General features: G+C 30.7%; 19 protein-coding genes and 1 pseudogene. 4 read left to right on the top strand and 16 right to left on the bottom strand.

Translation table 11 applies throughout. The features are described from left to right. Window positions 1-18: 18 nt before the first annotated feature. Together C7448_RS00505 and metG are read right to left on the bottom strand one after the other, a co-directional pair. A complete protein-coding gene (locus C7448_RS00505; RefSeq protein ID WP_115899415.1) occupies window positions 19-2,436 on the bottom strand; it encodes a hypothetical protein in 2,418 nt (805 codons plus the stop codon). Between the two features lie 203 nt (window positions 2,437-2,639). After that, a complete protein-coding gene (gene metG, locus C7448_RS00500) occupies window positions 2,640-4,694 on the bottom strand; it encodes a methionine--tRNA ligase (protein ID WP_115899414.1) in 2,055 nt (684 codons plus the stop codon). A 115-nt stretch (window positions 4,695-4,809) separates the two neighbouring features. On the opposite strand from metG, the gene C7448_RS00495 reads away from it, so the two are divergent. Then, window positions 4,810-5,796, top strand: a complete 987-nt coding sequence (locus C7448_RS00495) for a S66 peptidase family protein (RefSeq protein ID WP_115899413.1) — start codon at window positions 4,810-4,812, stop codon at window positions 5,794-5,796. Here the strand turns inward: C7448_RS00495 and C7448_RS00490 are convergent. Beyond that, the gene (locus tag C7448_RS00490; RefSeq protein WP_115899412.1) at window positions 5,793-5,999 is read right to left on the bottom strand and encodes a YgaP family membrane protein; all 207 of its coding nucleotides are present in this window, start codon (window positions 5,997-5,999) and stop codon (window positions 5,793-5,795) included. The genes C7448_RS00495 and C7448_RS00490 overlap by 4 nt on opposite strands. A 39-nt stretch (window positions 6,000-6,038) precedes the next feature. On the opposite strand from C7448_RS00490, the gene C7448_RS00485 reads away from it, so the two are divergent. Next, complete coding sequence (locus tag C7448_RS00485) at window positions 6,039-6,398, top strand: YraN family protein (RefSeq protein ID WP_115899411.1); 360 nt, start codon at window positions 6,039-6,041, stop codon at window positions 6,396-6,398. A 56-nt stretch (window positions 6,399-6,454) separates the two neighbouring features. Here C7448_RS00485 and C7448_RS00480 read toward each other — a convergent pair whose 3' ends face one another. Further along, entirely contained in the window at window positions 6,455-7,834 is a 1,380-nt protein-coding gene (locus tag C7448_RS00480) for a TlpA family protein disulfide reductase (protein ID WP_115899410.1), read from the bottom strand. Window positions 7,835-8,006: 172 nt separating this feature from the next. Here C7448_RS00480 and C7448_RS00475 point away from each other — a divergent pair. Further along, window positions 8,007-8,752: pseudogene (locus C7448_RS00475) on the top strand (SDR family oxidoreductase). Here C7448_RS00475 and C7448_RS00470 read toward each other — a convergent pair. Then, window positions 8,749-9,105 carry a hypothetical protein gene (locus C7448_RS00470; RefSeq protein ID WP_115900100.1) on the bottom strand — a complete coding sequence of 119 codons (357 nt, stop codon included), beginning with the start codon at window positions 9,103-9,105 and terminating at the stop codon, window positions 8,749-8,751. The pseudogene C7448_RS00475 and the gene C7448_RS00470 sit on opposite strands and share 4 nt — an antisense overlap. Window positions 9,106-9,231: 126 nt before the next feature. On the opposite strand from C7448_RS00470, the gene C7448_RS00465 reads away from it, so the two are divergent. After that, window positions 9,232-9,759, top strand: coding sequence for a CvpA family protein (locus tag C7448_RS00465; protein WP_115899409.1), 528 nt, complete (start codon window positions 9,232-9,234; stop codon window positions 9,757-9,759). A 33-nt stretch (window positions 9,760-9,792) separates the two neighbouring features. Here the strand turns inward: C7448_RS00465 and C7448_RS00460 are convergent, their stop codons facing one another. From C7448_RS00460 to C7448_RS00410, 11 genes are all read right to left on the bottom strand, one after another. After that, window positions 9,793-10,419, bottom strand: coding sequence for a carbonic anhydrase (locus C7448_RS00460; protein ID WP_115899408.1), 627 nt, complete (start codon window positions 10,417-10,419; stop codon window positions 9,793-9,795). A gap of 140 nt (window positions 10,420-10,559) precedes the next feature. Further along, complete coding sequence (locus C7448_RS00455) at window positions 10,560-11,189, bottom strand: carbonic anhydrase family protein (protein ID WP_115899407.1); 630 nt, start codon at window positions 11,187-11,189, stop codon at window positions 10,560-10,562. Between the two features lie 112 nt (window positions 11,190-11,301). After that, a complete protein-coding gene (locus C7448_RS00450; RefSeq protein ID WP_115899406.1) occupies window positions 11,302-12,882 on the bottom strand; it encodes a SulP family inorganic anion transporter in 1,581 nt (526 codons plus the stop codon). Window positions 12,883-13,053: 171 nt separating this feature from the next. After that, on the bottom strand, window positions 13,054-13,353 hold the full coding sequence (locus C7448_RS00445) for a hypothetical protein (protein WP_245939401.1): 300 nt from the start codon (window positions 13,351-13,353) through the stop codon (window positions 13,054-13,056). Window positions 13,354-13,409: 56 nt separating this feature from the next. After that, window positions 13,410-14,162 (bottom strand): CDC27 family protein, encoded by a 753-nt coding sequence (locus tag C7448_RS00440; protein WP_115899405.1) that lies wholly within the window; start codon window positions 14,160-14,162, stop codon window positions 13,410-13,412. Further along, the gene (locus tag C7448_RS00435; protein WP_115899404.1) at window positions 14,162-15,925 is read right to left on the bottom strand and encodes a BatD family protein; all 1,764 of its coding nucleotides are present in this window, start codon (window positions 15,923-15,925) and stop codon (window positions 14,162-14,164) included. Before C7448_RS00435 ends, C7448_RS00440 begins: the two co-directional genes overlap by 1 nt. 51 nt (window positions 15,926-15,976) lie before the next feature. Next, window positions 15,977-16,801, bottom strand: a complete 825-nt coding sequence (locus tag C7448_RS00430; protein WP_115900098.1) for a tetratricopeptide repeat protein — start codon at window positions 16,799-16,801, stop codon at window positions 15,977-15,979. A 28-nt stretch (window positions 16,802-16,829) separates the two neighbouring features. Continuing rightward, window positions 16,830-17,867, bottom strand: coding sequence for a VWA domain-containing protein (locus tag C7448_RS00425; protein ID WP_211321872.1), 1,038 nt, complete (start codon window positions 17,865-17,867; stop codon window positions 16,830-16,832). A 5-nt stretch (window positions 17,868-17,872) separates the two neighbouring features. Continuing rightward, window positions 17,873-18,880, bottom strand: coding sequence for a vWA domain-containing protein (locus C7448_RS00420; RefSeq protein WP_115899403.1), 1,008 nt, complete (start codon window positions 18,878-18,880; stop codon window positions 17,873-17,875). After that, the gene (locus C7448_RS00415) at window positions 18,867-19,784 is read right to left on the bottom strand and encodes a hypothetical protein (RefSeq protein WP_115899402.1); all 918 of its coding nucleotides are present in this window, start codon (window positions 19,782-19,784) and stop codon (window positions 18,867-18,869) included. The genes C7448_RS00420 and C7448_RS00415 overlap by 14 nt, the downstream gene beginning before the upstream one ends. A 9-nt stretch (window positions 19,785-19,793) precedes the next feature. Further along, window positions 19,794-20,660, bottom strand: coding sequence for a DUF58 domain-containing protein (locus tag C7448_RS00410; protein ID WP_115899401.1), 867 nt, complete (start codon window positions 20,658-20,660; stop codon window positions 19,794-19,796). Window positions 20,661-20,697: the final 37 nt, after the last annotated feature.

Raw genomic sequence — 20,697 nt, 5'->3', positions numbered from 1 at the left:
GTGATAAATCTCCCTGTTTTATTTATTAGAATCAATATTTAATACTTTTTTAGCTACAATATATTTTCCATCTTGAGTTATTCCTTCTATAAAAAGAGTGATGTTTGTATTAGCTGGGTTGTGTATTTTAAAGTTTAAGTTTCCACTACTATCTAGATTAGCATTAGGGATCCAATCTATAACTCCATACTCTTTATAAAAAGAATTATGGTAAGTTTTATATTTAGGAACATAGAATTTTTTATTGTTGGAGAATGTTAAAGGGAAATTAAACTTCCTATTATTGTCAATTTTTCTTTTTACGCTTGAAGTTTTACGGGTATAAATCTTTAAAACTCCGTTAGATCCACGCATGCCCTCACCAAATCCATGACGATTTGCAACCATATAATCTATGTCATCCATACTGAAATGATGTAAGAAGTCAAGATTTGACTGAATCACATCGTCTAAGTAAACGGTTGGAGGAGCGGAGCTGAAAGATGATTTTCCTGAACTATTACTTAAAATAAATTGCCCCATATATCCAGTAACTGTAAAACCCATTACATATGAAGTTATATAGTTTGCTAATCTTAAATTAAATCTTCTATGAGAGTCATCTATTAAATAAATATCACCCCAATTTTTAGATTGAATCTTATCGATTTTTTGTTGTCTTAAATTTACACTAATAATGGCTTCGTCTAGGTTTTGATATTCATCAAATTCAGAGTATGAAAAAGGGTTGGTTTTAAATTCATATGAATAATAGCTATTTTTGGGAGGTAAAGATGTTTTTAAATAGTTGTTAATTAGGGGGATTTTATTAGGAGAAAATTGAACATATAAATCAGGCTTGATTAGTTTTCCTTTTTTATTTAATACACTTAATTTTAAAGATTCTTTATTCAATGGATACAAACCATCTTTTACAAAATACTTTTTATTTTCTTGGACATTTATAATACTTGGATTACTAAGCTTTAATGGAGAAATAAAAAATTCAGAGTTATTAATATTGTTTTTATTAACTTTAATGGTAATGCCATTTTCAAAAGCAAAGTGGTTTGAAGTATTGTTTTCAAAAATAGAGTTCCAATCATAACTACTCCAACCTTGAGTGAGAAGTAAATTGTCTAAATGATATTTCTTTTTTCTATTAATATTGATGAAATAATATCTAGCATTTTCTATATAGCCTTTAACATATGGTTGTAGGTGTGTGTAAGAAATTATATTATGGTTTTTTTGATAAGCTTTAGTTTCTTTTGGTAGTACAGATACACTAAGATGAATATTATTTTTAGGTCTGTTAGAAAGTTGAAAAAAGGGTATGTCAATTTGTAAAGAATCTCCTTTTTTTGAAAGTTTAGGCTCTTTTAAAGTTAACGTTTCAATACCTTTATAATTGAAAAAAAGACGTTCTAAAATAGGGTTATTGTCTTCGTCAAAAAGTGTAAAAATATTTATACCAGGGAGTAATTTTTTATAATCAATTACTTTAATAAAACTAGTTTCTTTAAATTTAATAACTGCTTCTTTTATAATAACTCCATTATGAATAGTTAATTTAAAAGGCTTATTTTTAATATTTTTTAATGTTTTTTGATTTGTTCCTAACTCTATAAGAACTTTGTTGTTCACTCGGTTTAGTTTAATCGAAACTCCTTTACTTTTAATTCCTGTTATGGTGTGTTTATATTCTTTATCTAAATGTGTGATTTTAACTATGTAATTTTGTTTCGCTTTTGGAAGTAAAGAAAAATTACCAATACCTAAGAAGTTAGTTTTAAAAGTAGTAATAAGGGTGTTGTTAGAATCGTATATTTTACCTGCTACATTTGGAATACCATATCCGTTACTGTCTTTTATGGTAACTCCTACTTTAGTTTTTATATTGTTTACGAGGTGGCCACCTTCGGGTAAAAATTGAGCATCTATCGCACTAGAAAGAGCCTTTCTTTTTAAGTAAGAATTTTTTTCTGGATCAATGACTTTAAAAGATTCAACGAAGGTGTTGGGTTCATCAAAATTTTTCATCCAGTTTGTGTATGCTTTAAAAGTATACTTTCCACTAGAGAAAAGACTATCAATCTCAAAAAAGTTAAATGCAATTCCTCGATTAACTTTAATTAGTTTACCCTTAATAATATGATTGTTTTCATCTGTAATAACACAATATAAGTTTTTAGTTAAGAGTGAAGGAGTTTTTTTAGCCTTATCAATTATATAACTACAAAACCCCAGAGTTTCTCCTTTTATATAGGTAGATTTGTTGAGTTGAGAATAGGCTAGCTCTCTATAGTCAGAAGTATAGTTTTGAAAATTAGTAATTACTGGGTTTGTTTTTTGTTGTTGTGTAAAAGAGTAGGTTTTAATAAAAAGAAAATTAATAAATAAAGATAGCTTAAGGGTTTTGGTTAGATTTTTGTAGAATAAGAGTTCAGTTTTCATGTAACTTTTTTAGTAATAAGTTCGAAATATCTCAAAAATTATGCCTTAAGTTAAATGTGTTTATAAGATGAATTTTAAATTTAATGAGGTTGTGGTTTTAAAGTGCTTTGTAATAGGTGGTAAGGATTTGAAGTATGTTTATAAAAAAAGAAAAACCTCACTTCTTAGTGAGATTTTATATATGTATGTGTGTTTCGTGGATTTTAAGCAATAAACTCTCCGTTATTCACCTTTTCAGAAGGTTGAACAAAAGCTAATTTACCATCAGGAGTATCTGTCATTAAAATCATTCCTTGACTCTCTACACCACGTAATTTTCTTGGAGCTAAATTACATAGTACAGATACTTGCTGACCAATAATATCTTCTGGTTTAAAGCTTTCAGCAATTCCAGAAACAATGGTACGGGTATCAATACCTACATCTACGGTAAGTTTCAGTAGTTTTTTTGTCTTAGCCACTTTTTCAGCCGAAACAATAGTTCCTACTCGAATGTCCATTTTTGTAAAATCGTCAAATTCAATAGTATCCTTTTGAGGTTCTGCTACCTTGTTAGCTGCTTCGTTTGCTTTTTTGGTAGCTTCTAATTTGTCTAACTGAGTTTGAATTGTAGCATCTTCAATTTTAGAAAACAATAATTCCGCTTTGTTAATTTGATGGTTTTCGGCTAAGAGAATGTCTTTTTCAGCAACATCATTCCAAGAAAGATTGTTATCAATATTTAAAATTGATTTTAACTTTGTTGAAGTAAATGGTAAAAAAGGTTCTGATACTACCGCTAAACCAGCTGCGATTTGCAAGGCAACATTCATAATGGTTTTAGTACGTTCCTCATCAACTTTAATCACCTTCCAAGGCTCTTCATCAGCTAAATATTTATTCCCTAAACGAGCTAAATTCATTAGTTCTTGAGAAGCTTCTCTAAAACGATAACGCTCAATAGATTTTGCAATAATGTTAGGGAATTCTTTTAATTGCTCTAAGGTATCTTTATCAACTTCCGATAAATCACCAGCAGCAGGAATCACTCCATTATAGTATTTGTTTGTTAATACCACAACACGATTAATAAAATTCCCAAAAATAGCAACTAACTCATTGTTGTTTTTTGCTTGAAAGTCTTTCCAAGTAAAGTCATTATCCTTATTTTCAGGTGCGTTGGCTGTTAAAGTATAACGTAACACATCTTGTTGGTTTGGAAATTCTTCTAAATATTCGTGTAACCAAACTGCCCAATTCTTAGAAGTAGATAATTTATTTCCTTCTAAGTTTAAAAACTCGTTAGCTGGTACATTTTCTGGTAAAATAAAGTCTCCGTGTGCTTTTAACATTGCAGGGAAAATAATACAGTGAAATACAATATTATCTTTACCAATAAAGTGGACTAATTTAGTATCGTCTTTTTTCCAATAGTCCTCCCAATTTTTGCCTTCTCGTTCTGCCCATTCTTTGGTAGAAGAAATGTACCCGATTGGTGCATCAAACCAAACATATAACACTTTTCCGTCAGCACCTTCAACAGGAACAGGAATTCCCCAATCTAAATCACGGGTTACTGCACGAGGACGTAGTCCGTCATCAATCCAAGATTTACATTGCCCTAATACATTAGGTTTCCAATCATTTTTATGTCCTTCTAAAATCCATTCGCGTAAGAAAGCTTCGTGTTTATCTAAAGGTAAAAACCAATGTTTAGTTTCTTTTAAGGTAGGAACATTTCCAGTAATAGCTGATTTAGGATTAATTAAATCTGTAGCATTATGACTTGTCCCACATTTTTCACATTGATCTCCGTAACTTTCTTCATTTCCACATTTAGGGCAGGTACCAATAACGAATCGATCCGCTAAAAACTGATTCGCTTCTTCGTCATATAGTTGTTGCGTAACTTCTTCAATAAATTCACCATCGTTATATAATTTTGTGAAAAAATCAGAAGCTGTTTTATGATGAATTTCAGCTGAAGTACGTGAATAATTATCAAAAGAAATTCCAAAATCTTCAAATGATTTTTTAATGATTCCGTTATATTTATCAATAATATCCTGTGGAGTAACACCTTCTTTTTTAGCACGCATTGGTATTGCAACTCCATGTTCATCAGAACCACAAATATAGGCTACGTCTTTTCCTTTTTGACGCAGATAACGCGCATAAATATCTCCAGGAACATACACCCCTGCTAAATGTCCAATATGGATTGGGCCATTTGTATAAGGTAATGCTGCTGTAATTGTATATCTTTTTGGTGTACTCATGTTTTTCTACTAAAATTAAAGCGCAAAAGTACGAAAAAGCAATTTTTTATACTGTTATAAATTAGGTACATTTGATGGATTTTAGACTTTTAAGATCAAGAAAAGAGACTTGTTTATGGAAAAAAGAATTTTTACCTTATTTTTTATACTGATAATTACATCAGTCTATGCGCAAAATGAAACTATGAAGTTAACTACACCACCATATTTGCAAAAAGGAGATACGATTGCAATTGTTGCTCCTGCTGGAATTTTAAAAAACCGTAAGCATACAATTGATAAAGCTAAAAGATTAGCAGAAAGTTGGGGGTTAAAAGTAGTGTATGGAAAACATATGTTTAATCAGAATAATCATTTTTCGGGTACTGATGACGAACGATGTCAAGATTTTCAAGATGCATTAGATAATCCGAATATTAAGGCTATTTGGAGTGCACGAGGCGGATATGGTTCTGTGAGAATTTTAGATAAACTAGATTTTACTGAGTTTAAAAAACATCCAAAGTGGGTTGTTGGGTATTCTGATATTACAGCGTTTCATAATCACATTCATAATTTGGGTGTTGAAACTTTACATGCAATGATGGGTACGAGTATGGAAGAAAAAGCAGAAGAAATAGCACAAACCATAGCAACTTTTAAAAAAGCATTGTTTGGAGAAAAATTAAGTTATAAAGTTGCTACTTCAAACAAGAATAGAGTAGGAAGGGTTTCAGGTGAGTTAGTAGGTGGTAATATTGCTATTTTAGCTTCTATGTTAGGGTCGGATAGTCAAATTTCTACAGATGAAAAAGTTTTGTTTATTGAAGAAATAGGTGAATATAAGTACTCAATTGATAGAATGTTGCAAAGTTTAAAACGTGCAGGGTATTTTAAAAACGTTAAAGCTATTGTTGTTGGTGATATGACCAAGATTAAAAGAAACACAACACCGTGGGGGAGCTCAATAGAACAGTTAATTTTAGAGGTTATTCCTAAGGATATTCCTGTGCTATTTAATTTTCCGGCTGGTCACGAACCAGATAATAGAGCATTGATAATGGGTAGAGAAGTTAAATTATCGATAAGTAAAAATAAGGAATGTTTGGTAGAGTTTAATTAGTTTTTTGTTTTACATGTATTTATTCCTAACAACTTATATAGCGGGCAAAAATTAACTAAACTAGTGACTAAAAGTATAATTGCTACTATGAGTAAAACATTACCAAGAACACCTGTAATAAACTCAAAATAAGATAGAGCTGCTATTATTAGAGCAATTAAAGTTCTAATAGCTTTGTCTGTGTTTCCCATGTTTTTTTTCATGATACAAAGATTTAAGGTTGCTCAAATATAAGTTTTTAAATGGCACAACACAATGAACTTGGTAAGAAGGGAGAACAATTAGCAATAAACTATCTTGTTAAAAAAGGATATATTATTGTTGAAAAAAACTATCGATTTCAAAAAGCTGAAGTTGATATTATTGCTCAAAATGGGGAGACTTTAGCTGTTGTTGAAGTTAAAACAAGATCAACAGCTTACTTTGGGAATCCACAAGATTTTGTGAACCCGAAGAAAATAAAACTATTAGTTACAGCTATAGATAATTATGTAACAGAAAAGGACTTAGATGTAGAAATACGGTTTGATATTATCGCTGTTATTAAACAACAAAACGAATTTGTAATTGAACATATTGAAGATGCATTTTTATTCTTTTAAAAAAGAAAAAGCTCAACAAATTTGTTGAGCTTTTCTTATGTTATTTACACTAGTAATTACTTATCACTACTAAAGTATTTTTCTACATCCTCTTCATGATCAGGCATAGCAATAATGTTCTTGTCTTTGTCTAATACAAAATAAGAAGGTGTGCCAAGTAGGTTATACTTTTTTACTGTTTCGTTATCAAATTTATACTCAGGATGTGTTCCTATTGCATTGTGCCATCCTGGTAAGTTTTTAACAAACTCATCCCATTCATTCTCTTCATTTTCAATACCAAAAGAAACTACAGATACTTCTTTATGACTTTGCATAAATTTATAAAGTTCTGGAATTTCTTTTACACAGTGTGGACAACCAGTACTCCAGAATACTAATAAATACTTATTGCCATCGTTTAATGTAGATAATTTATATTCTTCATTTCCTTCTTTCCAAGAAAAGTCAGGAGCTACTCTACCTACAGTTGCAAGTAATATATCTAATTTTTCCTTTTTAAAATCAGCATCTTGATCTTTAGCAGGAAGCTTATCGTAATATTCAGCAAACATCCAATCTACAATTGGTCCGTTACGTTTATCAGTAAGTGCACTAATTAAATAATCGATAACCGCTTTTTCTAATTTGTCAGAAGAAATTTTCTTCATAACTTTAGTAATAGACTCTTTAATTAGTTTTTGTTGAACATCTTTATCTTCAGAATAGTTTAAATAGAAAACGTAGTCGTTAATTCTATCAATTAAAAAAGAAGAATTATATAACTTATCACTTTTAAAATCGATATGTTCAAAAAAGTTTTCACTAGTAGCAGATAAATAATCTTGTACATTATCGTGAGGATTGGATGAGTTGTAACGATGAGAAGCTGTTATAAAGCTATTTACCAACATTCCTTCAGACTTATTTTCATACGTTTCTTGTACGTCTTCTAGTTTCTTAAGCTCTTTTTTATAAGCTTTTTTTGTGTCTTTTGATTTAGTTTCGATATAAGAAGCTTGTAATGAATCTATCTTTTTTTGCACAGCATTGTATGCTTGTAAGTATTCACTGTATAACTTGTTTTCTCTAGAGCTAGTGAAAAGAACTGATTGATCAGGATACCTTGGATTGAAAACGAATTCAACATTTTCTTTATTAAAGAAAAAATCAACAAAGCCAGCACCAGAATTTCTGTAGGTAGCTCTATAGGCCCCAGAATTTGCGGTGTTAGGTAGTTCAAAACTAAACTTTCCTAAAACTTGTTTTTCACCACTTATTGCAACAGTATCAAACTTAATTGTAGTATTTGCAAGAAACTTTTGTTTCGCTCCTTCAATTTTATATAAAATAACCCAATCTCCTTTGTCGGGAGGGGTCATAGTACCTTTAACAGTGTACTGTGCATTTACAAGTGATGTGGTGAATATTAATAGAGCCAGTAATTTTTTCATCATAATGTTTTAAAGGGTTATTAATAAGGTTTTAAAACTAGTCATTTGCGAACTTCTATCCAAGAAGTGTACCGTTTTTATTTTTTCTTATGTATTTTAGAAACATTTATTTAATTGTTTCAAAACATGAACTTTAAAGAACAAATATTTTGGGTAACCGGTAGCTTCTTCAGGAATTGGCAAATCTCTAGCAGTTAAGTTATCTAATTATGGAGCAAAGTTAATTATATCTTCAAGAAATGAAAGCTTTTTAAGAGAAGTGAAAAAACTTTGTAAATATCCAGAAAAAGTTATGGTTTTACCTTTGGATTTAGAAGATTATGAAAAGCTTACTGATAAGGTAACCAAAGCGGTTTCGTTTTTTGGTAGCATTGATGTTTTAGTAAATAATGGGGGATTAAGCCAACGATCGTTGGTGAAAGACACTTCGATAAAAGTTGATAAACGTTTGATGGATATAATTATTTAGGAACTGTAGCTTTAACAAAAGCTTTATTGCCTCATTTTATTGAAAATAAATCGGGACATTTTGTTGTAACTACAAGTATTGTTGGAAAAATAGGAACTCCACTGCGTTCTACCTATGCAGCAACTAAACATGCTTTGCATGGTTTCTTTGACAGTTTGCGAGCAGAACATTATAATGATAATATTGCTGTTACTTTGGTTTGCCCCGGGTTTGTAACTACTAATGTGTCAAGAAATGCATTAACAGGAAATGGAACTCCTCAAAATAAAATGGACTCAGCTACGGTAAATGGTATAGATCCAGATAGGTTTGCCGAATTGATGCTAAAAGCGATAAAAAATAAAAAAGAAGAAGTTTATATAGCTGGAGCAAAGGAAAAATTAGGTGTATATACCAAACGCTTTTTTCCTAAGTTGTTGTCAAAAATGATTCGGAAGTTAAGCGTTACTTAATCAAAAAAGTTAATTATCTCAAAATAATTAATTATGGCTTCTTTCATTAAAACTGACTGTTCACCTGGCTTTAGGTTAGGTAATTCAGTTAGAGTCTTATAATGTGGCCATCCTTCATCATCAAAAAAATCAAACTCATAGTATCCGTAAGGTTCCAATAACTTACAAATAGCAATATGCATAAGATTGACTTTCTCATCTTTCTTAAACTTACGGTGTCCTTGTCCTAATTCTTGAACACCAATTAAGTAGATAACTCCGTCGATATTAAGATCGTCACCATCTGCGAATTGTTCTGATAACTGAGTTATTAGAAAATCCCATTTTTCTTTTAAGTTGGTTTCTTTTGTCATTTGTGCTTTTTGAAAAAAGCAAAGATAGGAATGAGTTATGTATATTTGTATAGTATCTACACACATAATTAATTTTGCTGTGTTTTTCTATAAAGTCTCGTTAATTTAGAATTTCAGAAAACAACAATGAATACATTTGATATAATAATAGCTGCGTTATTACTTTTTGGTTTTGTTCGTGGTTTAATGAAAGGTTTGTTTGTAGAAATAGCCTCTTTAGTAGCACTTGTAGCTGGGGTTTATGGTGCTATACACTTTTCTTATTTTATAGGAGATTGGTTAAAAGACAGTGTTACTTGGGATGAAAAGTATATTTCTTTAGCGGCTTTTGCTGGAACTTTCGTGGTAATAATTGTAGTAATAGCTTTATTAGGAAAAATTTTAACTAAAATAGCTGATTTTGCAGCTCTAGGAATTTTAAATAAAATTTTAGGAGGTGTTTTTGGAGCTTTAAAAATCGGATTAATTTTAAGCGTAATTTTTATTTTTTTCGGGAAAATGAATGATACTATTCCGTTTGTGAAAGAAGAGAGCTTAGAAGAATCTATCTTATTTAAGCCTGTTAAAAAAATTGCTCCAACAATTTTTCCTTCAATTATAAAAGAAGAAGAGGAGGAAAGTGATAATAGTGAGGAGATAAAAATAACAATATAAAAAACGGATAAAAAGTTATCCGTTTTTACTAATTTAATCTAAGTGGTAAATTTCCATGATGTCTTCCAAGATATGTTCAAAATCAATGTTTAAATCGATGAGATTTCCTGTTTTAATATCAAAAACCCAACCATGTACTTTTAACCCTCTATCTCTATAAGCTTTTTGTACAGCGGCAGTTTTAATTAGGTTAACACATTGTTCTTGCACATTTAAATCAACCAAGCGATCGTAACGAGCATTCTCATCTTTAATTTTATTCAATTCATCTTTGTGTAAGCGATATACATCTCTGATATAACGTAACCAAGGATTTAACAATCCTAAATCGGCAGATTGCATAGCAGCTTTTACTCCTCCACAAGAGTAGTGACCACAAACAACTATATGGTTTACTTTTAAATGTTCAACAGCATATTCAATTACTGAAGCGGAATTTAAGTCAATTGCGGGTACCATATTAGCAATGTTTCTGTGTACAAAAACTTCACCAGGACTTGAACCCATCAAATCTTCTGCTGAAACTCTACTATCAGAACAACCTATATACAATAATTCAGGACTTTGTCCTTCACTTAATTTTTTAAAGTAATCTTTATTGGTAGATAGTTTGTTTTTTACCCACTCTTTATTGTTTTCAAAAATTTTAGATAGATTCATTATTATAAAAATTGTTTGTTGGAAGAATCTTTTACAGTTGCTTTCTGGATTAAGCAATATAATTACCGAAGTTAATAAAAAAAGAGAACCTAAAACTAAGTTTAGATTCTCTTTATAATAATAATTATAGGAGATGTTTTTTATTCATAAAAAGTAACAGAACCATCTTTAATATTATACATAGCTCCAACAATCATAATTTCACCATTTTTATGCATTTCAGCTAGTACATCACTTTCGTTTAAAATTCTATCGATAGTTAATTGTACGTTTTTTTCTGCAACGTTGTTTACAAACTCTAAATTAGAGGAGTTTCTCAAACTCTCATCTTTAGGTTCAGTTACGGCTTCTACAGCAGGTTTAATTTTACTTAACATATTGGTTAAGTTACCTAATTTAGCATTATCACAAGCTCCTTTAACTGCTCCACAACTTGTATGTCCTAATACTACAACCAATTTAGTACCTGCTAGTTTACAAGCAAATTCCATGCTACCTAAAATATCTTCGTTTACAAAGTTACCAGCAATTCGTGCGCTAAAGATATCTCCTAACCCTTGGTCAAAAACTAATTCAGCAGAAACTCTAGAATCTATACAACTTAAAATAGTAGCAAAAGGAAATTGTCCTTCTCTAGTATCGTTAACTTGCTCTAACAAATTACGATTAGCTTTTAGGTTGTTTTGAAATCTTTGATTTCCTTCTTTTAGGTATTGTAATGACTTTTCAGGAGTCATTGTAGCTTGTGTTTCTTTAGTGTGTGCTTTCATTGATATATTTTTATAAAATTATGTATGTCGTTTTTATGAATACTAACAATACTTAATTAAGTATTGTTAGTATAAAGTATTTTGGCTTACAACTTATTGGTTTTAAGAAAAATTAAGCTGCTTTTGGTCTAAGTTTAAAGAACTTAATAAAGCTTTCAGGGTTTTCTACAATACCACGCTCAGAAATAAGTTTAATGTTGATGTTTCTTTCTTTGGCTTTAAAAGCAAAATCTTCTAAAATTTCAACAATGTCATTATCCAAGTACCTGGTTTTTCTTACGTCTAACTCTAAATGAGTGCCTTCAGGTAAGCTGTCTAATTCTTTTAAAATTGCTCCTTTGTTAAAAAAAGTCACTTCTTCAGCTAGTGTCATTTTTATTTTGTGCACTCCGTTACTTTTATCTTCAATATGTAAGAAGTGAGAGTTTTGATAACTTTTTATTAAGATAACAAAAACCCCTACAGCTAATCCTAATGAAATTCCTGTAAGTAAATCGGTAAAAACAATACCTAAAACGGTTATAATAAAAGGAATAAATTGTTTCCACCCTAACGAGTACATTTGTTTAAATAAGCTAGGTTTTGCTAGTTTATAACCAACAACTAATAAAATTGCCGCTAGTACAGATAAAGGTATTTTATTTAATAAGGTTGGAATTAAAATAACTGATAGTAACAATAATAATCCGTGAATAATTGCAGACATTTTAGATCTACCTCCTGATTGGATGTTAGCAGAACTTCTTACAATTACCTGAGTAATAGGTAAACCTCCAATTAAACCAGATAAAATATTACCTGTTCCTTGCGCTAATAATTCTCTGTTGGTTGGAGTTACATTTTTTTCTGGGTCTAATTTATCTGTGGCTTCAACACAAAGTAGAGTTTCTAAACTTGCTACTAATGCAATGGTAAATGCAGTTACCCAAACTTCGTAGTTTGTAATAGCATTAAAGTTAGGGAATGTGAATTGCGTTAAGAAAGAATCAAAGCTCTCAGGAATTGGTACACTTACTAAATGCGAAGCTTGTATTGCTAATGTTTCATTCCCTTGCATTAAGGTGAAAAATATAATTCCTGTTACAACAGCCACTAATGGCCCTTGAATTAAATGAAATATTCTTCCTTTTTTACTTAAAACTTTATCCCAAAGAATTAAAATAGCCAATCCAATAAAACCAATAACCATTGATCCCATGGTAATATTATCAGTAATACTTAAAATAGCTGAAAAAGTATTTTCTCCTGAAGTTTCTATAAAACTATCAGCACCTTCTGGTTCAGCATCATATCCGAAGAAGTGAGGAATTTGCTTTAAAATAATAATAATACCAATACCAGTAAGCATTCCTTTAATAACCGATGATGGGAAGTAATAACCGATAACACCAGCTTTAAGAACACCAAAAAGTATTTGAATAATACCTCCTAATACAACAGCTACTAAAAAGTTTTCATAACCACCTAAAGACCCTATAGCGGTTAAAACAATAGCAGCTAAACCAGCTGCAGGGCCACTAACTCCTATTTTCGAACCACTCAAGGCTCCAACAACAGTACCTCCAATAATTCCTGCAATTACACCTGAAAAAAGAGGAGCTCCACTAGCTAAAGCAATACCTAAACATAAAGGTAAAGCAACAAAAAATACGACAATACTTGCTGGCAAGTCGCTTTTAATAGTTTTAAACATAATATATGCGTATATTTTATACTCTAAACAAAAATTTAGAGTGTATTTTTAATTTAAATAATTGATTTTTTATTCACTAAGAGATACTTGAAATACTTCAACGATAATTGTTTGATTCATTGAAATATTTCCATGCTTAACACCTCATATAAGAAATAGCTTATTCAGGTACTATGCAGTAAATAGCTCGGGAGGTGGGGTGAGAATTTTAGGATACTGTGACACGTAGTTTTTAGATTGAAAACGTACGTTTTTCTTTTTTTGAATTTTTCTATATAAAAAAGAAGTATAATCTTCATTAGGGTGAGCTTTTAACTCAGCGACCTTAACATGTTTAGTGTTTTCTTCTTCTTCACTTAAACTTAAGAAAATAGTGATATCTTGGTCTTTATCTACCAACGTAATTATCGAAGGCGTAACAATAATGCCTGCGAACAAAACGATAAAAAAGATAGCGATTTTAGATTTCAAAATAATTTTTCTATTTATTTAGAGACAAAAGTAATTAATTTTTTACATCTAAAATGTTATAGTTCTTTTAAATTTTTCGCTTTTATCCATCCAACTTTTCCATCAGCAAGCTTTATTTTTTTCCAATTATCTACAGAATCTAAGACATTAACTTTGGTTCCTTCGTGCAATGTGAAAACTTCATTTGAGTTATCAGTAGGTTCATTGCTAATTGAAACTTCTTCAGTAAAAATAATAGCTTCAATAGTGTTGTTAGCTTGATTGTATTGTGTGTATGTAATAGTTAAAGAGATTGTTAAAAGCAAAAAAGAAATAATACTAGTTGTAAAATAAGTTCTTTTTTTATTTGGAGTATAGGCAAAATAAAACAGCAAAAATAAAATAGAAGCAACAAAAGAAAGCACAATGGTAATTATTGCCCAAGTGTTATAAGTAAACTTTTGTAAATAGTTTTCATTAAACTTTTGAAAAACTGATTTGGGTAATGCTTCAATTCTATCAAGAGTTAAACGCTTTGCTATAATTAAGTTATTTTTAGCATCTTCATTTAAAGGGTTTAACTGTAATGCTTTTTCATAATTATAAATAGTAGGCGCTATTTTATTAATCTTATAGTAACAGTTAGCCAAGTTATAATACACTTCTGATGATACTAAATTTTCATCGTCTATTTGCTCATATAGTTTAATTGCTTCTTCGTACTTTCCTTCTTTGTATAAAGAATTCGCGCTTGTAAATAAATCATTGGCATTTTGTGCTAACGTACTAATTGACACCAATAAGAATAAATATATAACTAACTTTCTCATTATAATTGTCTGTCTAATTGCGTTATTACTTGTTTTGCCTTCTCATACTCCTCTTTCATTTGTACATTGGTAATTGGAGTATATCTAGCAAAATCACAATTGTTAAATACTTCAATAAAACTATTAATAGTTTCTTTATTAACGTTTTTATTAGCTAATAAATCAGTAATCTTTTCACGACTTATATCAGAAGTTTCTACACCTAGTTTTGCTTTTAAATAATTATGTAGGGCTCTTTCTAAAGCTTCATAAAAAGCTTCTTTATTACCTAATTGCTTTTGTGCTTCCGATAAGTATTTCTTGGCGAGTTTGTCTGCCTTTCGTAGCTTATTTCCTAATATATCACTATCACGCTCTTCTTTCTTTTTTTGAATAAAGATTCCAACAGGAATTGCTAAAATAGGAAGTAATAAAAGAACATAAAATAAGGTAGATTTAAAGAAATCATCTGTCTTTATGGGGTGTAAGTCAGTAGATGTTTGGATGTATCTAAAGTCGTTACCCGTAACTTTCACATCTTGTTTAGCTACTGTGTTAGCATCTGAATTTGTCGGAATTTCTTTTCCTTCTAAAACATCAACATATAAATCATCAGTAGTAATAGTTTGATACACTTTTTCTTTCGGATTAAAGTAAGAAAAGCTAGTTTTTGGAATTCTATATTTTCCTTTGAATTCGGGGACAACTGTATAGCTATCGGTAATTGAACCTGATAACCCAGTTCCTGTAATACGAACGTTTTCTTTTCTTTCTGGTTGATAAACTTCCAGTTCTTTAGGAGTTTCAATTTTTGGAAGTTCAAATAATTTTAAATTTCCTTTACCATTTACAGAAACCTTAATTTGTGAAGATTCATTTGCCTTTAAGGTGTTTTTACTTAAAGAAACATCAAAAGAAAATTGACCCACTGCACCTGTAAAGTCCTCCGGTTTATTTTGAAGAGGTAAAGCCTGAGCATTAACAACTTTCTTAGCGGAAGAAAACTCTTTACGAACTTGACGCGTAATTACGTTTCCAAAAAAATCAGCCCTTCCAGTAGGTACTGCCACGACTATATCCATCTTCATTGGGTCTATTGTTAGCTTACCGGAAGTGGTTGGTATTAATAGCGCCTTGTGTAATACTGCATAACGATAATTCTCTCCGTTATAGGTGCCAGTTTTAACACCCATTCCGTTACGCTTAATTTCCTGATTCCAAAATCCATTGTATTGTGGTGCTTCTGTAATTGCATTGTCATAAATACCAACATTGTCGCTAAAATATAAGCGATATTCTACATAAATCCCTTCACCAACATAAGGTTTAGATTTAGAAATTTCAGTAACTAAGTGAATATTTTGTTCTGCAATATAACTAGGGTCGTTTGGGTTTTTAGGAATATCAACAGCATTTAAAACAATAACTTTTATAGGGTTTGACTTTATTGTTTTTCCATCAATTTCAATACTCGCAGAGGGAATATTAAATTCTCCTTTTCTTTTTGGTTGTAAAATGTAAGTGTATGATTGATTAAAGGAAACTTTACCGTTAATCCAAGATTGACTTACTGATTGACTAGGGCCACCAACTATTTTAAAATTAGTGAAATTAGGAGCTTTAAAATTATCAGCTCCTTGTTTATTGATTGAAAACTCAATACGTAATCGTTGATTTACGCCCAATTTGTTTTTACTAACTTTAGCCGTTAACGCGGCGTCTTGTGCATTAATGGCAAATGTTATAAAACTAACTAATAACGATATGTATACTTTCAACTTCATGTTAATTTTCAAAAATGTATAAAAATAATTAAGATTTTAAAAACTGTAAAATTACCAGTCTTTTTCTTGTTTTACTTTTCTTCCTTTTGATTTTTTCGCATTCATTTTTTTCTGCGTTTTATTCTCTTCATTATTTAAACTCTCTAACAACTGTTTCATTTGTTCAGGGGTCATTTTACCTTGTTGAGGTTTAGGCTTTTGATTTTTTTTGTCTTTTGGGTCTTGATTAGGTTTTTGTTGATTTTTTTGATCGTCATTTTTCTGATCTTGCTTATCATCTTTTTTGTCCTTATCGTCGCCTTTTTGATCTTTATTTTTGTCGTTCTTTTTGTCTTTGTCGTTTTGCTTTTGTTGATCTTTCTGATCCTTGTTCTTTTGGTCTTTATTTTTATCCTTGTTGTCCTTCTCGTTTTGTTCCTGCTTTTTAGCTTCTTTTTGAGCAACTGCTAAATTATAACGTGTTTCATCGTCATTCGGATTTCTACGTAAGGAATTTTTAAAAGCTTCGACAGCTTGCTCATATTGCTTCTGCTCCATCATAGCATTACCTATGTTGTGATAAGCTTCAGCCTGAGCCATTTTGTCTTTTGAAGTTTCAGTAGTTACTTTAAACTGTTCTACAGCTTCTTTGTATTTTTTTTCTTGGTATAAGGTATTACCAAAATTATAGCTTGCTTTTTCGTACTTGCTATTTTTACCTAAAGCTTTTCGGTAGGAAATAGCAGCATCGCTAAACTTTTGCTTATTGTATAGTTTGTTTCCTTCTCGCAATAAATCACGTGCTTCACGCTGTAATTTAAGCGTGTCTTGTTGTGCATTTGCCATTGCAGAAACAGCAATAATAATAACAAATATTAAATTTTGTAAACTTTTCATTCTATACCACATTACTACTTAACGGAGCTTAAGACTCCTCATTAAATAAATCTACTTTCTTCAACCATTTGGTTTTTTTATCAAACAAAAACATATCAAGAATTAAAAATAACAACCCAATAGCTACAAACCATTGAAACTGGTCTTTATAATCAGAAAATTGTTTTGTTTCAAACTCGTTTTTTTGTGCGTTCCCTATAATTTTTTCAATAGCTTCTACTGGATTTTCAGTTTTATTACCATCAAAATATTGTCCATCAGAAGCATCAGCAACTCCTTGTAAAACATCAGGTTTTCTTTGGGTAATTACTGTTTCTCCCATTCTGTCTTTTTTGTAACCAATAAGTGCGTCATTTAATTTAATAGGAATTGGACCTCCTTTTTCGGTTCCTACACCTACGGTATATACTTTAACACCTTCGTTGGCGATATTTTGAGCTACTTGTTTGGTTTCCTCTTGATGATCTTCACCGTCTGAAATAATGATTAAAAAACGATTGGTTTGCTCATCATTGTCATAATAAGTATTTGCTAAGTTTAGTGCTTCGTTAATGGCAGTACCTTGGCTTGAAACCATATCTGGATTTGCGTTTTGCAAAAACATTTTTGCAGCAGCATGATCTGTGGTAATAGGAAGTAAAGGATAAGCATTACCTGCATAAATAATAATACCAACTCTATCACTTCCTAATTTATCGATAGTTTTAGATATAATTTGTTTTGCTTTTTCTAGTCTGTTAGGAGCAATATCTTCTGCCAACATACTTTTAGAAACATCTAAAGCAAATACTACATCAACACCTTCTCTTTTTACTGTTTTTAACTTAGTTCCCATTTTAGGGTTTACTAATGATAGAATTAGAAAAGACAGCCCAATTAAAAAGAAAACAAGTTTTAATACTGATTTAAAGGTTGATGTGTTTGGTGCTATTTTAGATAAAAGAGCTGGATTGGCAAACTTTTTTTGAGTTCTTTTTTTCCACCATAAAACGAATAGGAAAACCACAACTATTATAGGAATAATTGCAAAAAGATAAAAATATATTGGTTCTTCTAGTTTGTACATCTTGCTTAAATAAAACTTTTAAATACTGTGTTTTTTAGGGTGAATTCTAAGAGTAAAAAGATTCCTGCTAGGAGTACTAAAAAACGATATTTTTCTGAGTAATTATAATATTTAAACTCCTCTATTTTAGTTTTTTCTAGCTTATCGATTTCGTCATAAATTTCTTTTAATTTGGTGTTGTTAGTTGCTCTAAAATATTTTCCGTTAGTTTCGCTTGCGATATGTTTTAGCAAATCTTCATCAATTTCAACAGATTGGTTTTTAAAAGAAATTTTACCAGTTCTTGGGTCTTTAGCCCATGGGAAAGGAGCCATTCCGTTTGTTCCTATTCCAATAGTGTAAACCTTAATTTCATTCCCTTTAGCTAATTCAGTAGCAGTTTTAGGGTCTACAAATCCTGCATTGTTTACACCATCAGTTAGTAAAATAATAACTTTACTTTTAGCTTTACTCTCTTTTAATCTATTAACAGCAGAACCTAGGCCCATTCCAATAGCTGTTCCGCCTTCTAACTGACCCCATTTAATTTCTGAAATAGTTCTTTTCACAATAGATTTATCACTAGTAATCGGAGTTTGTGTAAAACTTTCTCCTGCATATACTACAATACCAATACGATCATTTGGACGTCGATTTATAAAATCGATCGCGACTCTTTTTAGAGCTTCCAATCGGTTTGGTTTAAGGTCTTTTGCTAACATACTGGCCGAAACATCAACAGCCATTACAATATCAATTCCTCGATTCGTCTTTGTTTTTTTACTAACAGCTACATTTCTAGGACGTGCTAAAGCAACTATTAGGCAAGTTAAAGCTAATAATCTCAAAAGGTGTAGTAGAGGTTTTAATTTAGGTAAAATAGAACCTTGTACTTTAAAACCTTTGGTACTTGGCATTTTTAGCTGTGCACTATCTTTCTTTCTGCTATAAAAACTCCAAAAAGCTAATAAAGGGATTAATACTAGCAACCATAAAAACTCAGGACTATGAAATTCGAAATTATTCCACTTCATCTTCTTCTACTTGTTTTTTAGGTTTTAAATTATCTATAATAAGCTTTGCATCTTTTCTGTCTTCTTCTATTTCATGAGACAAAGGCTTCGATTTTGCAAACTTAACTAAATCAGATTCTTGTAAAAGCCCTTTTAATTTATCAATAATTTCCTTGGAAGTTTCTATTGACTTTGTGTCGTTTAAATCTTTTAATACATCAATTAATTCATCAGTAGTACTTTCTAAGGCAGGAACATGTAACTCTCGTTCAATATAGTCCCTTATAATGTCTGTTAATTCACTATAATACTTTTTAACTTGATTATTTTGCCATAATAATTTTTCGTCTAACTCCTCTAGCTTTTGGATGGCCTCTTCATAAGGAGGTAATAAAGGAATAATAACCTTTTCTTCTTGTTCTTTTTTCTTCTTGAAAACAAAGAAATAGAGTAGTAGTAAAATAACAACTAAAGCTATTATAGCCCACCAAAAATATTGCTTGAAATCATCAAGTTGATACGGTTCTCCTTTAATTCCTTTAATTGGAAATTTTTTAACTTTAGTAGTATCGATAGGAACCGTAGCTACGTTAACTAATAAACTATCGGTTAGGTAAGCTTGGTTTCTAATAAATATTTGTTGTTGTGGAATGTAAAAAGCACCACTATCAAAACCTGTTAAAATATATTTTTGGATTAGCTTGTTTTCAATGGTATCAATTTTTAATGTATCAATAACCTCCAATCCTTTTAAGTTTTCTAACTTAGGAATGATAACATTTTCGGTTTCGTCAACAGATATTTTATATTGAAACTGTTCACCAATTCTGATGTTTGTTGTATCAATTTCTACTTTTACCTGAGGTTGTTGTGCAAAGGCAAAAGAAGTTAAAAACAAGCATATGTAAAGTAGTTTGTGTTTCATTGTTTGTTCTTATCCTTTTCGTTTAAAATAACCTAACAGTTTTCGTACATAACTCTCATCAACTCTAGTGCTAATTGTTCCTGCACCACTTTTTGTAAAAGTGGTTTCAAAATAATCAGACAAACGTAAAGCATTTGCCTTATAATGAGTTCTAACCGATTTAGAACTAGTGTTAACTAGCTGTGTTTTTCCAGTTTCTGCATCCATTATAGGAACCATCCCTAGGTTTGGAATTTCTTCGTCGTGTTTATCATATATACGTATACCAGTTACGTCATGTTTGTTACCAACAATCTTTAATGTACGCTCATAATCATCATCCATAAAATCAGAAAGCATAAAAACAATAGCTTTCTTTTTCATAATGTTAGATAAAAATTTTAGAGCTTCACTAATATTAGTTTGCCTACTTTTTGGTTGAAACTCTATAAGTTCTCGAATAATTCTCAGCACATGACTTTTTCCTTTTTTGGGAGGAATGTACAGTTCAATTTGATCTGAGAATAAAATTAAACCAACTTTATCGTTGTTTTGAATAGCAGAAAATGCCAATGTTGCTGCAATTTCTGTAACGGTATCTTTTTTAAATTGTTCAGAAGTACCAAAAAATTCTGAGCCTGAAACATCAACAACCAACATCATAGTTAGTTCACGTTCTTCTTCAAAAACTTTTACATAGGGTTCGTTATAACGAGCAGTAACGTTCCAGTCAATTGCTCTAATGTCGTCTCCGAATTGATATTGACGAACTTCAGAAAAAGTCATACCTCTACCTTTAAAGGTTGAATGATACTCTCCTCCAAAAATATGATTAGACAACCTACGTGTCTTTATTTCTATTTTTCGAACTTTTTTTAGTAACTCTTTTGTATCCATATTTTCAATTGTCAGTTAACAGTTATCAATTAATCAG

Source organism: Tenacibaculum gallaicum (assembly GCF_003387615.1).
Classification (GTDB): domain Bacteria; phylum Bacteroidota; class Bacteroidia; order Flavobacteriales; family Flavobacteriaceae; genus Polaribacter; species Polaribacter gallaicus.
Note: the sequence above shows the minus strand (reverse complement) of the source record. Positions and strands in the feature narration are given on the sequence as shown.